The following is a 15,304-nucleotide window of genomic DNA, read 5'->3' as shown; positions in this document are numbered from 1 at the left end:
CGCACTGGTGCCAAATAAGATTGCAGTTCAAGCTAACAGTGAGTGGCAGACTTGCCAAGGATCAGTTTGATTTTCCATCTATGTGGCGCCAGCAAAGCAGTAGTGCCAATAAGCCGGAAGCGAACCACAGCAATACCCAGACGAACGCAGGCACCCAGCTGTACTCAGCCAGCAATACCGCATCCCCCCTATCGTCCAGCCCCAGCAACACAGCAGGACTGGCAAGCGCATTGAGCATCACCATCAAGGCCACCAGGCGCAGGCTGCCGCTGAGCAATCGATTGCCGCCAAATTTCAGCGGCAGCAGAAACAGAACACTCAGACTAATGAGGATACTCAGGGTCAGTAAGTCCCGCCCCCACAGCAGTATGGTGAGCAGCACCAAGGCGCCGATAAAGGCAAAACTTATCCGGATCCCCCGCGGCCAAGTGGCCAGGTGGTAAAGCAGGCAGCCCCAAAAGGCCGCCCCCAAATAACCGCTGAATCCGATAAGGAGCGGCCAGCCGCCCTGACTGAAGCAGAAACCGGCGCCATTGGGAAAGAGTTGGATATGGCTGACAATCCCGCCGCTTAACAGCGTTGCCAGCGCATGGGACAATTCATGGAAATAGCTTTCCAACCATTTGAAGGGGACAGAGACATAGGGCAGATGAGTCAACATCAAGGCCAGTAGGAGTTCCAGCAGAAACTGGCCTCTTCCCGGTAACGGCAGAGAACGGGAAGGTTTTACAAAAGCGTTATCGGCTGCGGGACTGTCAGGCGTAGACATCTACGCCCACCATGGCTGAGATAGCGTCCCGCTGCGCGGCGTGTTGGGTATTCAGATAGAGGGCGATAGCATCAGAATGACCTGCGGTTTCCCGCTTCAGCTGCTCTCTTTGTTGGTATTTGTCGTTAAGGGCTTGGCTGTCAAACTCGACCAACTGCCTGGATGGGCTGACAAGGATTTCATCTTGAGTCTCAACGGTTTGCTGGGCACGCTCAGGAGGCCTGTTGCCGGCTACCGCCTGCGACAGACTTTGAACTGCACCCGGATGTCCCGTCTGCTTGATCATCATGATACTGGTTTGATCCCCGTTTGCCCCAAGCCCTTGAGGCAGTTAACCCGCCTGAAGCCCTATTCCCTTCCCGGCAGTTTCTTCCAGGCAACTGTATCTCGCAAATACACAGGCGCCAGCTCATCGACCGAGGTGGCCTGCCCTTGTTGCCAACCTAGGCTTGCCAAAGCAAGCATAGCACTGGCTTGAGGATATTTCACCGCATCCAGCAAGGTCAAGTTTTCGGCATGTTGTAAAAGTGCCGGGTAGGCATCAAACCCGGTGCCGCAGCAATACACCTTGTCCGTATTGGCAAAGGGCGAGGTCATTGTCTCAGGGGCGCTCACTTGCTCTATGCCAACCAGTTTGGCCATACCGGATTCCTGTTCAAACGCCGCCCAATAGATTTCGCCCATGCGGGCATCTATGGCACAAATCACCTGCTGCGCACCATGTTCAGTTATCGCTTGCTGCGCGATGGCGGCCAAGGTAGAGATGCCGATTACAGGTACATCCAGCCCCAGCGCCAACCCTTGAGTCATAGAGGTGCAGATACGGATACCGGTGAAACTCCCCGGCCCACGGCCATAGGCGATAAGGCCGATATCCTGCATCTTGAGCCCGGATTGGCTCAGCAAGTTCTCTATCATGGGCAGCAATCTTTGGCTGTGTTCACGGGGCGCATCGACAGATTCCGCAATGCTGCCATCTTGCCATGCCAGCGCCGCTGAGCAGAGTTCGGTACAGGTATCCAGAGCCAGAATAACAGGAGAGTTGGCAAGTGTAGTCGATGTCATGGGTTCAACCTTGATGGGCGAAGGTATGGCCTTCGGCGAGTTAATAGCGGCGGGATCATACCATCAAATACGCCGAAACCAAGCCCGGATCTGCCCTTGTGATCCTTATCATGGACAATGAGAACAGTTCTCAACTAATATGGAGTCCCCTTTTCGGTTAGCGTCTGTTATGTCCAGCCTCTCTCAGTCTTCCAATGAAACCGCAGTTTCGCGGTTGAAACGTGCCTTTGTCGCCGGTATTTGGGCCACGCTCATCAGCATAGCAATTGGGTTTTCCTTTAAAGTCTGGCTCGCAAGCTGGGTTCCCAAGGCGGATCTGGCTATCTACCACACGGTTATCGATATCATCTCGCTGTCACTGATCCTGATGACAGGCTTTCGCTCGTCTATGGTGGTGTCTTACAGCCAGACCCGCAACGACAGGGATATCATCAATATTTTCCGCTATGTGCTGATCCTTGTAGTGCTGCTGACCTGGGGCATCATACTGCCCTATATCAAGCACAAACTCGCCATAGATGTGGAGTACCTGCAACTGGTGGGCATCATAGTCAGCATGGGGCTCAAGGTGTACTTTACCAACCTGGTTGCCATGTATCGTCTCTATGAAATCAGTAACAAGGTAACCTGGATGGAGCCGCTGTCTTTGGTGCTGGCCTTTGCCCTGTGTTACTACGGGCTGAGTATGGCGCCACTGGGGGCACTCTTTTACGCTACGACGCTGTCGTCTCTGATTATCGCGGCCTTTATGTATCTGAGAAGGCGGCGTCAAATCGCCACCGCGCCGCTCGCCAAGGTCAATCTGGAGCCGGCGCTGAAAAGCTTTATGAAGCGAAGTGTCACCGCCTCGCTCGAGGCCGGCTCCAGCATTCTGATGATCTATATTACCGTACTGCTGACCATACGTTATTTCAGTGTCGAAGAGCTGGGGGATTTCCAAGTGGTGGTCAGGCCGGTATTTACCTACATGACCTTGCTGTTTGTATTCCCTATCTACCGCTTCGTATTGCCGGAATTGGCGGTCTGTGTTCGCGCCCGGGACAATGAACAGATCCGCGCCATCAAACACTGGCTCTACAAGCTGGCGCTGATTGTCAGCATCAGTTTCTTTGTTGTCATGCTGCTGGGCGGCGAGAGTCTATTCAGAATGCTGTTTCCGCCCCAGTATCACGGCGCCGTGCCGGTACTGCTGCACTATGCCATTTTCTTCATTTTTCTGATGCTCAACGGTTATCAACTGGCCTATATCAAAGCCGAAGGCTACTTCAATGCCAGTTTGCTGATCCGCCTGGCCGGCATCATTACTCTGGTAGGCGCCTTCTTCCTGCTCAGGCAACTGACGGCCAATGTGGTGGCGGTGATCCTCGCCCTCGGCTGCGGTTACTTGATGATGTACCTGATAGGCGCTCTGGTGGAGCGCCATATCCGCCACAGTAAAGCCCAGGCTTCACCGGCCGTTTCCTAGCTGTTTTCGGGCGGTGACATGGTGGTTTCTAGGCCTCAACCAAGGAAAGCGGCCAGTCTGATTTACTCTTGAGTGAATTGCGCTTGATAGTAGCTTCGGGCTATGGCCGTTTTCACCTTCAGCGGCTAAGGTTAACCTCAAGGAACAGCACGCAACAGCAAAGGATTGGAGGCCAGGGAATGCCAGGCGCCTATGCACACCTCACACTGGTCAATAGCCTCAGACAGCCACTTGAGCTGGAGGCGGTTACCCATATGCCCAAGGACGCTATTCGCGCCTTACTGAAGCACTTCAAGTACTGCGAGCTCGGGGCTGTCAGCCCGGATTATCCCTATCTCGCTCTCAATGACCGCCAACAGGCCAAAAGTTGGGCCGACAAGATGCATTACCAGCATAGCGGCGAAATGCTCAAAGCCGGCGTTCGTCACCTGGCCTGCAGTGAAGGGGAAGAACGCGACAAGGGCCTGGCCTGGTTGCTGGGCTATTGTGCCCATGTGATCGCAGATGTCACTGTCCATCCGGTTATTGAGATGAAAGTCGGCCCCTACAAAGAAAACGCCGATGCCCACAGGTATTGTGAAATGCATCAGGATGCCTACATCTATCCCAAGCTCAATCTCGGGGCAATAGGTCTGTCAGAACACCTGGATTCCGGTATTGCCGCCTGCTGCGATGCCACAGGTCAGAAACTGGATCCTGTCATAGAGAAATTGTGGGACAACTGCTTCAAAGATGTATATATAGAGGAATGGGCCAATAATCCGCCAGCCATCAATGACTGGCATAAAGGCTTTATCACTGTGGTGGACAAGATTGCCGAGGAAGGCAACAGACTGCTGCCGTTTGCCCGCCACCTGGGCGTCAAGTTCGCCGTCCTATATCCGGAGCAGGAGCAGATTGAAAAAACGTATTTAACCCTGACCACCCCTGAAGGCGATATGCACTATGACGCGATTTTTCTGCGCGCCAGAGAAAACGTCAAACACTTTTGGCAACTTATCGCCAGCGGTGTGCTGGAGCAAGACAGCGCCTATCTGGAAAGTATCAAAGATTGGAATTTGGACACGGGCCGGGATGCCGCAGGTAAACTGGCCTTTTGGCAAGAACTAACGCCGACCTAACACTATTTGTAGATAAGGATTCAAGGATGAAATCAATTTTCCATCAAGGCCCTATCGCCTGCCTGCTGCTGGCGCTGCTACCGACACTTGGTGGCTGCGGTCTCGGTGACAGGCATGATCAGGAATACCAACAACTGGCACCGGCACTGACCAAGGTGACCAGCGCGGCCGAAGCCACCATACGTTATGAAAATCATCCGGCCAACCTCGACGGCCAAACTTTATTGGCGTTGGCCACAGCCCATGACGCCTCCCTGCTCGAGCCATTCAGTCAATACCAACTGCACCTGTTTCGTATCGAGGATCATGCCCTCTTGTTGCTTTGCAGCGCAGACGGTGAGCGGGCCCTGATGGAAGACAGTGGCTGCACCGCAAAGCTCGACAAACAGCATTGGCAACAGGGAACACATCCCTGTGAGACCAGTATTGCACCTGCCAACATCTGCCTGGATGAACTGTGATCCCTGTCATAGTATCGCGTTTCCTGCAAAGGGTATCCTAGGCGCACTTGGGCGCTCGCGCCCCTTTAACCTCAATAGCTTAGTGCTGGTTACCGGGTCTTGAGACAATATTCGGCAAACAGGCACCCGCCATAGCAGTAAAGGAAATCTCATGTCAGACAGTCATTGCCGTCACGGCAGCTTCACCAAACCTCTTCGTCGCCTTCGCCGTCTTCGCAGCTCAGAAGCCATGCGGGATCTGGTTCGCGAGCAGCAAGTTTCCCTGACAGATCTGGTACACCCACTGTTCATCGAAGAAGGCATTACTGAGCCTGTGGCCATCAGCACCCTTCCCGGGATCAGCAGATTGCCCGAGAGCATGCTGGCAGCTGAGATCCGTGAGCTGAAGGCCCTCGGGATCCGCTATGTGATGCCCTTTGGTATTTCACACCATAAAGATGCCATCGGCAGCGATACCTGGAATGATGACGGCCTGTTGGCACGGATGATCCGCACCATCAAGCAGGAAGCGCCCGAGATGCTGGTGATCCCGGATATCTGTTTCTGCGAGTACACAGATCACGGCCACTGTGGTGTGGTTGAGCACAATGAAGTTTGTAATGACGCGACTGTGGAAAACCTGGTCAAGCAGTCTGTCTGCGCTGCCCGCGCCGGTGCCGACATGCTGGCCCCTTCGGCCATGATGGACGGCCAAATCCGGGCTATACGCGAGGGCCTGGATGCGGCCGGTTTTGAAAATGTTGCCATTTTGGCCCACTCGGCCAAGTTTGCCTCCTCTTTCTACGGCCCATTCCGGGCGGCGGTAGATTGTGAACTCAGCGGCAATCGTAAAGGTTATCAACTGGATAGCGCCAATGGCCGGCAAGCGCTGTTGGAAGCTCTGCTCGATGAAGAGGAAGGCGCCGATATTCTGATGGTTAAACCAGGTACGCCTTATCTGGATGTGTTGTCACAATTGAGAGAGCGTACCGAGTTGCCTTTGGCAGCTTATCATGTGGGCGGTGAATATGCCGGGATCAAGTTTGCGGCTCTGGCCGGTGCTCTGGACGAAAGAGCCGTGGTTACCGAAAGCTTTGTCGGCTTCAAACGCGCCGGTGCCAGCTTGATTGTCAGTTACTACACCAAGCAATTTGCTTCCTGGCTGGCCGCAGATCGCGGCTAATAGCTAGTACAGAGAGACAGAGAGCAAAAGGCGCCTAGTTTTAGGCGCCTTTTTACTATCAATTTATTTGTTCCAAAAATTGAATTAATACTATCAAATACAGTATCCAACTGTTTTTAATCAATCTATCCCTTCAAGAAAAGACAAAGCAGACTGCAAGTTGCGGGTTCGGTACATGGGCGGCAAGGAGTTGAGAAATGCCTGACCATAGCTGCGATTGACGATGCGATTATCACAGAGAATTAGCACACCGCGGTCGCTCTCGTCACGAATGAGCCGCCCAACACCCTGCTTGAGTGCTATCACAGCCTGGGGCAAGGCCAACTCCATAAAGGGGTCACCCTGTCGCTTACTGATCTCTGCGGCTCTGGCGCGATAGAGATTATCGTCCGGAGACACAAAGGGCAGTTTGTCGATTATCACGCAAGAGAGTAACTTGCCGCGCACATCCACGCCTTCCCAAAAACTGCCGGTGCCCAGCAGCACGGCATTACCCAGCTGACGAAACTTTTTTAGCAGAGTCTGCTTGCCGGCGCTGCCTTGCACCAGGAGTGGATAGCGGCTGCGACCATGAAGCGCCTGCGCCACCCGTTGGAGCATCCTGTGACTGGTAAACAAAATAAAGGTTCGGCCCTTGGCCGCATTAATCGCCTGCTCGCACACCTCAAGCAGGCGCCGAAACTGATAATCCCCTTCAGAGCGCACATCCCCAAGCTCCCTGGGGACACACAAAATTGCCTGGCGTCGGTAGTCAAAAGGGCTGTCCAGAATAAGCTCCCTGGCCCCCTTAAGCCCCAATGTCCGGCAAAAATGGTTCAGGCTGCGATTCACCTGTAGCGTTGCCGAGGTAAATAGCCATCGGGTTTGCACCTCAAACAGCGCCTGACACGCCTTGGCAACATCAATAGGCGCCATTCTCAGCGTCGGCAACCGACTGCCCTGCTCTATGCTGTAAGCCGCACTTTGGTCTTCACAGTTGAAAAACTGCTGCAGCTGCCCGCAGTAATCTAGCCATTTTTCCAGGCAATCATCCAGTTCATCACTGCGACCGATATTGGCCAGCATTACCCGCTCCAGCGCCCGAAACTCTTCGAGCAGCTGCCAGCATTGCCTCGCAAGTTCTTTATCGGCCAACAAGGGGCGCCAGTCGCTTTGCCCGGAAGCCTGGGTCATCTGCGCCCAATCCGCCAGGCGGGAGCCGCAGCGCCTGGCGAGATCGCTCAGTTGTGAAGTATCCCTGAGTTCCTGTTGATATACCGCTTCCACCCGCTCCAGCACTCGCTGCATGGCCGCGAGCGACAATTGGCGACCAAAGTAGGTTACGGCAATATCGGCAAGCAGGTGAGCCTCATCGAAAATCACCGCATCGGCATCGGGCAATAACTCGGCAAAGCCGGTATCCTTGAGGATCCTGTCGGCAAAAAACAGATGATGGTTAACCACGATAATCCTGGCTTCCAGGCTCTTCTGTCTGGCCTTGCGGGTAAAGCAGCTGTCATAGAAGGCGCAGCGCTTGCCGGTGCAGCGCTCTTTCGAAGAAGCCACCAGCGCCAGTGCCGGCGACTGTTCGGAAACCGTGGCCAGAGTGCCGAGATCGCCATCTGTGCTGGCCGCGGCCCATTGATTTATCCTGAGCAGATCATCGAGCACTTCCGGGCTACGGCTCTGGGCGCCATCCAACTGCTGCTCCAGCAACAACTGACACAAATAATTGTTGCGCCCTTTGAGCAGCGCCACCCGAACTTGCAGATCCAGCATCTGCAGCAAGGCCGGCAGATCTTTATAAAACAGCTGTTCTTGCAGGTTCTTTGAGCCGGTGGAGACAATCACCTGCTTGCCGGAGAGCAGCGCCGGGATCAGATAACCGAAGGTCTTGCCAACCCCTGTGCCGGCTTCGAGCACCAAAGGCACTGCAGCGCCGCTTGAGCCATGGAGTAACTGGGCCACTTCGCGGGCCATCTCCAGTTGTTGCTCTCTAGGCTTGAAGCCCCTGATATTGGTGGCCAAAGGGCCGCCCGGGGCAAAGGCCAGTGCCGTTTCGCTGACGAGTCGATTACGCATTGTGCTCCATTTTGCCCTGGGGTATGGCGTGCATTATCGCTATTTGAGTGACGGATACAAGGGACAAACCTTATCGCCAAGCCGCTCTACCCGACAGAGTTGGCATAGTTGACAGAGTTGGCATTGACATAGCTGACATAGTTAACATAGCCACTTACACCAACTCTTTAGCTAACGATTCGCAAACTTATGCCCAAGCGGGCCGCTTGATGAATCCTTTTCAAGCAGCAGACATTTTTTGATTTTGGGTGTTGCAAATTCCAGCCAAAGGGATTAGCTTAAAACACACCAGCCGAATCGGCTCAGAATTGAATGTTTATGCGCTGCAAAATTACAGCGTGAAATCACAGGATTTATTACATGACACAGCTTCGCAACGCTATCCATCATCACCACCACGAGCGGTAGCCTTCGGAGCTGACTGCCGAAGGTTCATTCCTTCTGGCGGTTGATTCATAAGATCTGAAAACCCCTGGAAGGAATTCCGGGGGTTTTTCGTTTCCGGATTTGAGTTTTTTAACCAAGATTGAATTGACCAACAGGAATGACCACTATGACTTCAAATCGACTGCGCATCGCCATCCAGAAATCGGGCCGGCTTTCGAAAGAATCACAACAACTGCTGAAAAACTGCGGCGTAAAATTCACCGTTAACGAACAGCGTCTGATAGCCCACGCCGACAATATGCCACTGGATCTGCTGCGGGTGCGTGATGACGACATTCCCGGCCTGGTCATGGATGGCGTGGTCGATTTGGGGATCATTGGCGAGAATGTGCTGGAAGAGGAGCAGATAGAACGGCAGACACTGGGCAAACCTTCGGCCTGCAACAAACTCAGACAACTGGACTTCGGCGCCTGCCGTTTATCGCTGGCGGTACCCAGTGAATTCCCTTATCAGGACGCCGCCTCACTGGAAGGCTTGCGAATTGCCACCTCCTACCCCAACCTGCTGCGCCGTTTTATGCAAAATAAAGGCATAAGTTATCGCGACTGTATGCTCAAGGGCTCGGTAGAGGTCGCTCCCCGCGCCGGACTCGCCGACGGGATCTGCGATCTGGTTTCCACCGGCGCTACTCTGGAAGCCAATGGCTTGTACGAGACCGAAGTGATCTTTCGCTCCATGGCCTGTGTCATTCAATCACAGCAAACCCAAACCCCGGCCAAACAGGCCTTGATCGACAAGCTGATGAGCCGGGTCAACGGCGTCATCCGCGCCCGGGAAAGCAAATATATCCTGCTGCACGCTCCCACTGAAACCCTGGAGCAGATTGTTGCCCTACTGCCCGGCGCCGAGAACCCCACTGTGTTGCCGCTCAACGATGACAGCAACCGGGTCGCCATCCACGCGGTCAGCACAGAAGATCTGTTCTGGGACACAATGGAAGAGCTGACCAAGCTCGGTGCCAGCTCGATTCTGGTAATGCCAATTGAAAAGATGATGGGGTGAAGCATGCAGTATCTGGTATGGGACAAACTGAGCGAAAGCCAACAGGCCGCCGCGCTCCAGCGCTCCTCCCTGGTGAGCAGCAAAGCGCTCGAGCAGAGCGTCGGCGAGATCATTGAGGCCGTCGCCGCCAAGGGGGACCAAGCCCTCAGGGAGTACAGCGAGCGCTTTGATAATATCCCCCTTGAGAATATCGCCCTCAGTCAGGCGCAAATAAAAGCCGCTGCCCAGGACGTTAGCCCTGAGCTCAAAGAGGCCATCAAGACCGCCATGGCCAACATAGATGTGTTCCACAGCGCGCAGCAGCCCCAGGCTTTGGATCTCAATACCCAGGCCGGAGTGCGTTGTGAACTCAGAAGCGAAGCCATAGACAGCGTCGGCCTCTACATACCGGGCGGCAGCGCGCCGCTGATCTCCACTGTGTTGATGCTGGCGCTGCCGGCCCGAATCGCCGGTTGTCGCCGCCGGGTCTTGATAAGCCCGGCACCGATAGACAGCGCCATCATCTACGCCGCCAGCGAATGCGGCATCGAAGATATTTACCAATCCGGTGGCGCCCAAGCCATTGCCGCGCTGGCATTGGGCACGGAAACCATAGCGCCGGTGGACAAGATATTTGGCCCCGGCAACCGTTACGTCACCGAAGCCAAGCGCCAGTTGTCCCAGGATCCCAGGGCGCGAGTCAGTATCGACATGCCGGCGGGGCCATCCGAAGTGCTGGTCATCGCCGATGAGACTGCCAATCCAGCCTTTGTGGCGGCCGATCTCCTGTCACAGGCCGAGCACGGCCCCGACTCTCAGGTGATATTGCTCTCTAGCTGTGAATCGCTGGCAAAAGCCGTCATCCAAGAGCTGGACAAGCAGCTTGCGGCCCTGCCCCGCGCCGATATTGCCCGCCAGGCATTGGCCGAAAGCCGTATTTTACTGCTCGATTCACTGGATAAGGCTGCAGCCGTTTCCAACCGCTATGGCCCCGAGCACCTTATCATCCAGACCCGCAGCCCAAGAGCGCTGCTGGCACAAATTCGCGCCGCCGGCTCTGTATTTCTCGGCCCCTACACCCCGGAATCTGTGGGTGATTACGCCAGCGGAACCAACCATGTGCTGCCCACTTACGGCTACAGCCGCTCGGTATCCAGCCTGTCACTGGCGGATTTCTGCCGCCGCTTTACCGTGCAGGAGCTGAGTGCCGAAGGTCTTTGCGCCTTGGGGCCCTCGGTAATGACCCTGGCCCAGGCGGAGCAACTTGACGCTCACAGCAATGCCGTTGCCCTGCGTCTGGCCTCTCTTGGGGTATCCGGAGCGGAAGCTTCAACCGAGAGTGTTTCATCACTGAGCGCGCCGTCGGCGAGTGTAGAGGAATAACAACCATGCCTGCAGCCATTAATAGCCCCACAGCGGATCTCAAGAAGGTTACAGCAGCCGTTACCCGGCAAAGCCGCGAGCTTGCCGCCACTCTGGCTCGCCCCGAGCTTTTGGCGCTCGAGCCCTATCAAAGCGCCAGGCGCCTTGGCGGCCAGGGGGAAGTCTGGATCAACGCCAACGAATCCCCCTTCAACCACACTGATATCGACCGGGTCAACCGCTACCCCGAGTGCCAGCCGCCAGAGGTGATAGCCGCCTATGCCGCCTATGCCGGAGTCTCAGATTTGCAGCTCATCTGCAGCCGCGGCGCCGATGAAGCGATAGAGTTGTTGATCCGCACCTTTTGCACCCCGGGGGCAGACAGCATCGCCCTCTTTGGCCCCACCTACGGCATGTACGCCATCAGCGCCGCGACCTTCAATGTCGAGGTCAAGACACTGTCGTTGGATGACAACTTTCAGTTGCCCAAAGCGTTAACCCAGGCCCAAGGCGCCAAACTGCTGTTTATCTGCAACCCCAACAACCCCACAGGCACCTGGGTAAGCCAGGGTGAAATTCTGCGGGTGCTCGAGGCCATGCCAGACACGCTAGTGGTAGTGGATGAAGCCTATATTGAATTCAGTCCCGAGCTGAGCGCCGTCTCTTTGCTCAAGGAGTATCCCAACTTAGTCGTGCTGCGCACCCTCTCCAAAGCGTTTGCCCTGGCCGGAGCCCGCTGCGGCTTTATGCTGGCCAATGAAGGCATTATCGAGATGGTAAAACAGGTGCTGGCCCCCTACCCGGTACCTGTCCCTGTGGCACGCTTGGCGGCTTTGGCATTAAGCCCTGAGGGCATAGCCAGAATGCAGGCCGATGTGGCGCTGCTCAAGACTCAGGGGCAAAGAGTGGCTGCGGCGCTGGAAAGACTCGGTGCCCGGGTACTGCCAAGTGGCGGCAACTATCTGCTGGCGTATTTCGCCGATGCCCCCAAGGTGCGTGAGCAGTTGCAGCGCTTTGGCATAGTCGCCCGCAGCTACCGGGATCCGCGTCTTGTCGACGCCATACGTTTCAGTTTCAGCGATGACTCAGATACCGAGCGGCTGCTCGCCGCCCTGAGCCAGGTGCAATAACGATAATAATCAGCCCGGCAGCGGCCGGCACAAGGAAACATCAATGAGCCAGAAAATACTCTTTATCGACCGCGACGGCACCCTTATTGAAGAGCCGCAAACCGACAAACAGGTGGACAGACTGGATAAGCTGGTGTTTGAACCCGGCGTTATTCCGGCGCTGCTCAAACTGCAAAGCGCCGGTTACCGCTTGGTGATGGTCTCCAATCAGGATGGCCTGGGCACCCCCTCCTTCCCGAAAGAAGACTTCGATGCGCCCCACAATCTGATGATGCAGATTTTTTCAAGCCAGGGGGTCAACTTCAGCGAGGTGTTGATTTGCCCTCACTTCAACGATGAAAACTGCAGTTGCCGCAAACCCAAACTTGGGTTGGTAAAAGCGTTTCTGACCCAGGGCCTGGTGGATTTCACCCGCTCGGCAGTTATTGGTGATCGGGAAACCGATATTGCCCTGGCCGAGGCCATGGGCTTGACCGGCTATCGCTATGACAGGGAAAAGCTCAACTGGGGCGATATCTGTGATGCCCTCTTGAGCCGGGGTCGCCAGGCAACTGTGGTGCGCACCACCAAAGAGACCGACATTCGGGTCGAGGTGGATCTCGACCGCGCCGGCAGCAGCGACATCAATACCGGCATAGGCTTTTTCGATCACATGCTGGATCAGATTGCCACCCACGGCAATTTCAAACTGGCGGTCAAGGTTGACGGCGATCTTGAGATAGACGATCACCACAGTGTGGAAGATACCGCGCTGGCGCTGGGCGATGCTTTGCGTCAGGCGCTGGGTGATAAACGCGGTATTGCCCGTTTCGGCTTTTCCCTGCCCATGGATGAAGCCCGCGGCGACTGCCTGCTGGATCTCTCCGGTCGTCCCTTCCTCAAGTTCAACGCCGAATTTGAGCGGGAAAAGGTCGGGGAGCTGGCCACAGAGATGGTAGCGCACTTCTTTCGCTCCTTTGCCGACGGCCTGCGCTGCACCTTGCACCTTGGCTGCGAGGGCGACAACGACCACCACAAGGTAGAGGCGCTGTTCAAGGTGCTGGGGCGCACTCTACGCCAGGCCATCAAGGTTGAAGGCGATGCCTTGCCTTCCAGTAAGGGAGTGTTGTAATGACCCAAGCCGTTGCCAAGACAGTGATAATAGATACCGGCTGCGCCAACTTGAGCTCAGTGAAATACGCCTTCGAGCGTCTCGGCGCCGAAGTCTGTATCAGTGATGATGCCGAGGTTATCCGCAGCGCCGAAAGAGTGGTGCTTCCTGGGGTGGGCACAGCCAGAGCCGCCATGGCGGCGCTCACCGAAAAACAGCTAATTCCTGTTATCAAGGCGCTGAAACAGCCGGTGCTGGGAGTGTGTCTCGGTATGCAGCTCATGTGTGACAGCTCGCAGGAAAGTGGCGAAGATGCCGATGAATGCCAGTGTCTTGGGCTAATCCCGGGCACTATACGCCAGCTCGACTGCAAGGGGTTGCCCAGTCCACATATGGGCTGGGATCAACTGAGCCCCGTACTTGATGCCAACGGCCAGGCGCACCCGCTGTTTACCGGTATCGATGAAGGCAGCTACTGCTATTTCGTCCATTCCTTTTGCGCCGTGCCTTCGGCGGCCACCATAGCCGAATGCTGTTACGGCGAGCGTTTCAGCGCCGCCATTGCCAAAGACAACTTTATGGGAGTGCAGTTTCACCCGGAAAAGAGCGCCGCTATCGGCAGCCTTATCCTGGCTAACTTTCTCACTCTGACCCAGGATGATTTTAGCGGAGCTGCAGCATGATTATACCGGCAATCGATCTCATAGAAGGTCAGGTAGTGCGCCTGTTTCAGGGCGATTACCAACAGGAGACCCGCTTCAATCTGCAACCTGAAGCCCAACTGCTCGCTTATCAGGCCCAGGGCGCTTCACTCTTGCATCTGGTGGACTTGACCGGCGCCAAAGACCCTGAGCGCTGCCAGAGCAGCCTGATAGCGTCACTCGCGGCCGCCCTGAATACACCACTGCAAGTGGGCGGCGGCGTGCGCAGCCAGCGTCAGCTCGATGAACTGTTCAAGGCCGGGGTTTCCCGGGTAGTGATAGGTTCATTGGCGGTGCGTGAGCCCAAACTGGTTGGCGCCTGGCTCGAGCAATACGGCCCGGATGCCATCTGTCTGGCGCTGGATGTCAATATCAATGCCGCCGGCGAGAAAATAGTGGCGGTTCACGGCTGGCAGAGTGGCGGTGGTAAAACCCTGGAATCTCTGGTGGCCCAGTTTGCCCCTTTGGGCCTTAAACATGCCTTGGTCACCGACATCAGTCGTGATGGCACCATGACGGGCGCCAACACGGCCCTGTACCGCGAATTGGCGCAGACCTTTCCCGATATCGCCTGGCAGGCCTCCGGCGGTATCGCCAGTCTGGATGATGTGGCTGCAGTCAGGGATTCCGGTGCCAGCGGCCTGATTATCGGCAAGGCCTTGCTAACCGGCGAATTCAGCGTAGAGGAGGCGATCGCATGCTGGCAAAACGTATAGTCCCTTGTCTCGATGTACGAGACGGTAAGGTGGTCAAAGGCGTGCAGTTTCGTAACCACGAAACCATAGGCGATATCGTGCCGCTGGCGGCCAGATATGCTACCGAAGGCGCCGATGAACTGGTGTTCTATGATATCACCGCCAGCGCCCACTCGCGGGTGGTGGATAAGTCCTGGGTCAGCCGGGTGGCGCAGCAGATAGACATCCCCTTCTGTGTGGCCGGTGGCATCAAGACCCTGGCCCAGGCACGCGAGCTGCTGGCATTCGGTGCCGACAAGATCTCCATCAATTCACCGGCACTGTCGGATCCCAGCCTTATTCGCAGGCTGCAGGATGAATTCGGCCGCCAGTGCATAGTGGTGGGTATAGACTCTTTCTTCGATGCCAATGACAACAGCTATAAGGTGAAACAGTTTACCGGCGATGAAGCTGCGACCCGCGACACCCAATGGCTCACCCTGGATTGGGTCGAAGAAGTGCAGCGCCAGGGCTGCGGCGAAATCGTCCTCAATGTGATGAACCAGGATGGGGTGCGCCAGGGTTATGATATCGAGCAGCTCGCCAAAGTGAGAGCCGTCTGCGATGTGCCGCTTATCGCCTCCGGCGGTGCCGGCACCATGGCGCATTTTCTCGAGGTCTTCGACAAAGCCAAGGTCGATGCCGCTTTGGCCGCCAGCGTATTTCACAAGGGGATCATAGAGATCCAGGCGCTGAAAGCCTTTCTCAAGCAAAGTGGCGTCGCCATTGGCAGCTAATGCCCTAAGCCCCACAA

15 protein-coding genes are annotated in these 15,304 nt (G+C 55.8%); 11 read left to right on the top strand and 4 right to left on the bottom strand.

The features are described from left to right. Nucleotides 1-61: 61 nt before the first annotated feature. The 3 genes from N512_RS0120160 to tsaB are packed head-to-tail and all read right to left on the bottom strand — an operon-like array spanning nucleotide 62 to nucleotide 1,834. Nucleotides 62-769, bottom strand: coding sequence for a M50 family metallopeptidase (locus tag N512_RS0120160; protein ID WP_028781473.1), 708 nt, complete (start codon nucleotides 767-769; stop codon nucleotides 62-64). Then, nucleotides 756-1,058: a hypothetical protein gene (locus N512_RS0120155; protein WP_051472893.1), complete on the bottom strand. Its 303-nt coding sequence runs from the start codon at nucleotides 1,056-1,058 to the stop codon at nucleotides 756-758. Before N512_RS0120155 ends, N512_RS0120160 begins: the two co-directional genes overlap by 14 nt. Before the next feature lie 59 nt (nucleotides 1,059-1,117). Then, nucleotides 1,118-1,834, bottom strand: a complete 717-nt coding sequence (tsaB, locus tag N512_RS0120150; RefSeq protein ID WP_028781471.1) for a tRNA (adenosine(37)-N6)-threonylcarbamoyltransferase complex dimerization subunit type 1 TsaB — start codon at nucleotides 1,832-1,834, stop codon at nucleotides 1,118-1,120. 169 nt (nucleotides 1,835-2,003) lie between these two features. Between tsaB and N512_RS0120145 the strand changes: the two genes are divergently transcribed. The 4 genes from N512_RS0120145 to hemB all read left to right on the top strand — a co-directional run bounded on the left by N512_RS0120145 (nucleotide 2,004) and on the right by hemB (nucleotide 6,043). After that, on the top strand, nucleotides 2,004-3,299 hold the full coding sequence (locus N512_RS0120145; RefSeq protein WP_025011632.1) for a membrane protein: 1,296 nt from the start codon (nucleotides 2,004-2,006) through the stop codon (nucleotides 3,297-3,299). A 179-nt stretch (nucleotides 3,300-3,478) separates the two neighbouring features. Next, nucleotides 3,479-4,420 (top strand): zinc dependent phospholipase C family protein, encoded by a 942-nt coding sequence (locus N512_RS0120140; protein ID WP_028781470.1) that lies wholly within the window; start codon nucleotides 3,479-3,481, stop codon nucleotides 4,418-4,420. A gap of 26 nt (nucleotides 4,421-4,446) precedes the next feature. Continuing rightward, a complete protein-coding gene (locus tag N512_RS23505) occupies nucleotides 4,447-4,881 on the top strand; it encodes a hypothetical protein (RefSeq protein ID WP_051472892.1) in 435 nt (144 codons plus the stop codon). 151 nt (nucleotides 4,882-5,032) lie between these two features. Then, nucleotides 5,033-6,043 (top strand): porphobilinogen synthase, encoded by a 1,011-nt coding sequence (gene hemB, locus N512_RS0120130; protein ID WP_028781469.1) that lies wholly within the window; start codon nucleotides 5,033-5,035, stop codon nucleotides 6,041-6,043. 120 nt (nucleotides 6,044-6,163) lie between these two features. Here hemB and N512_RS0120125 read toward each other — a convergent pair whose 3' ends face one another. Then, nucleotides 6,164-8,104, bottom strand: coding sequence for an ATP-dependent DNA helicase (locus tag N512_RS0120125; protein ID WP_028781468.1), 1,941 nt, complete (start codon nucleotides 8,102-8,104; stop codon nucleotides 6,164-6,166). Between the two features lie 553 nt (nucleotides 8,105-8,657). Between N512_RS0120125 and hisG the strand changes: the two genes are divergently transcribed. The 7 genes from hisG to hisF are packed head-to-tail and all read left to right on the top strand — an operon-like array spanning nucleotide 8,658 to nucleotide 15,287. After that, the gene (gene hisG / locus N512_RS0120120) at nucleotides 8,658-9,554 is read left to right on the top strand and encodes an ATP phosphoribosyltransferase (protein WP_025011635.1); all 897 of its coding nucleotides are present in this window, start codon (nucleotides 8,658-8,660) and stop codon (nucleotides 9,552-9,554) included. A gap of 3 nt (nucleotides 9,555-9,557) precedes the next feature. Further along, complete coding sequence (gene hisD, locus N512_RS0120115; RefSeq protein ID WP_028781467.1) at nucleotides 9,558-10,916, top strand: histidinol dehydrogenase; 1,359 nt, start codon at nucleotides 9,558-9,560, stop codon at nucleotides 10,914-10,916. A gap of 5 nt (nucleotides 10,917-10,921) precedes the next feature. Further along, a complete protein-coding gene (gene hisC, locus N512_RS0120110; protein WP_051472891.1) occupies nucleotides 10,922-12,025 on the top strand; it encodes a histidinol-phosphate transaminase in 1,104 nt (367 codons plus the stop codon). A gap of 43 nt (nucleotides 12,026-12,068) precedes the next feature. Further along, nucleotides 12,069-13,136 carry a bifunctional histidinol-phosphatase/imidazoleglycerol-phosphate dehydratase HisB gene (gene hisB / locus N512_RS0120105; RefSeq protein ID WP_028781465.1) on the top strand — a complete coding sequence of 356 codons (1,068 nt, stop codon included), beginning with the start codon at nucleotides 12,069-12,071 and terminating at the stop codon, nucleotides 13,134-13,136. Next, nucleotides 13,136-13,798, top strand: a complete 663-nt coding sequence (gene hisH / locus N512_RS0120100; protein ID WP_028781464.1) for an imidazole glycerol phosphate synthase subunit HisH — start codon at nucleotides 13,136-13,138, stop codon at nucleotides 13,796-13,798. Before hisB ends, hisH begins: the two co-directional genes overlap by 1 nt. Then, a complete protein-coding gene (gene hisA, locus N512_RS0120095; RefSeq protein ID WP_028781463.1) occupies nucleotides 13,795-14,532 on the top strand; it encodes a 1-(5-phosphoribosyl)-5-[(5-phosphoribosylamino)methylideneamino]imidazole-4-carboxamide isomerase in 738 nt (245 codons plus the stop codon). Before hisH ends, hisA begins: the two co-directional genes overlap by 4 nt. Next, complete coding sequence (hisF, locus tag N512_RS0120090) at nucleotides 14,514-15,287, top strand: imidazole glycerol phosphate synthase subunit HisF (protein WP_028781462.1); 774 nt, start codon at nucleotides 14,514-14,516, stop codon at nucleotides 15,285-15,287. Before hisA ends, hisF begins: the two co-directional genes overlap by 19 nt. The last annotated feature ends 17 nt before the right edge of the window (nucleotides 15,288-15,304 follow it).

The organism is Shewanella sp. 38A_GOM-205m (assembly GCF_000518445.1).
In the GTDB taxonomy this organism is placed as follows: domain Bacteria; phylum Pseudomonadota; class Gammaproteobacteria; order Enterobacterales; family Shewanellaceae; genus Shewanella; species Shewanella algae.
This window is presented reverse-complemented; position numbering and strand designations above follow the sequence as displayed.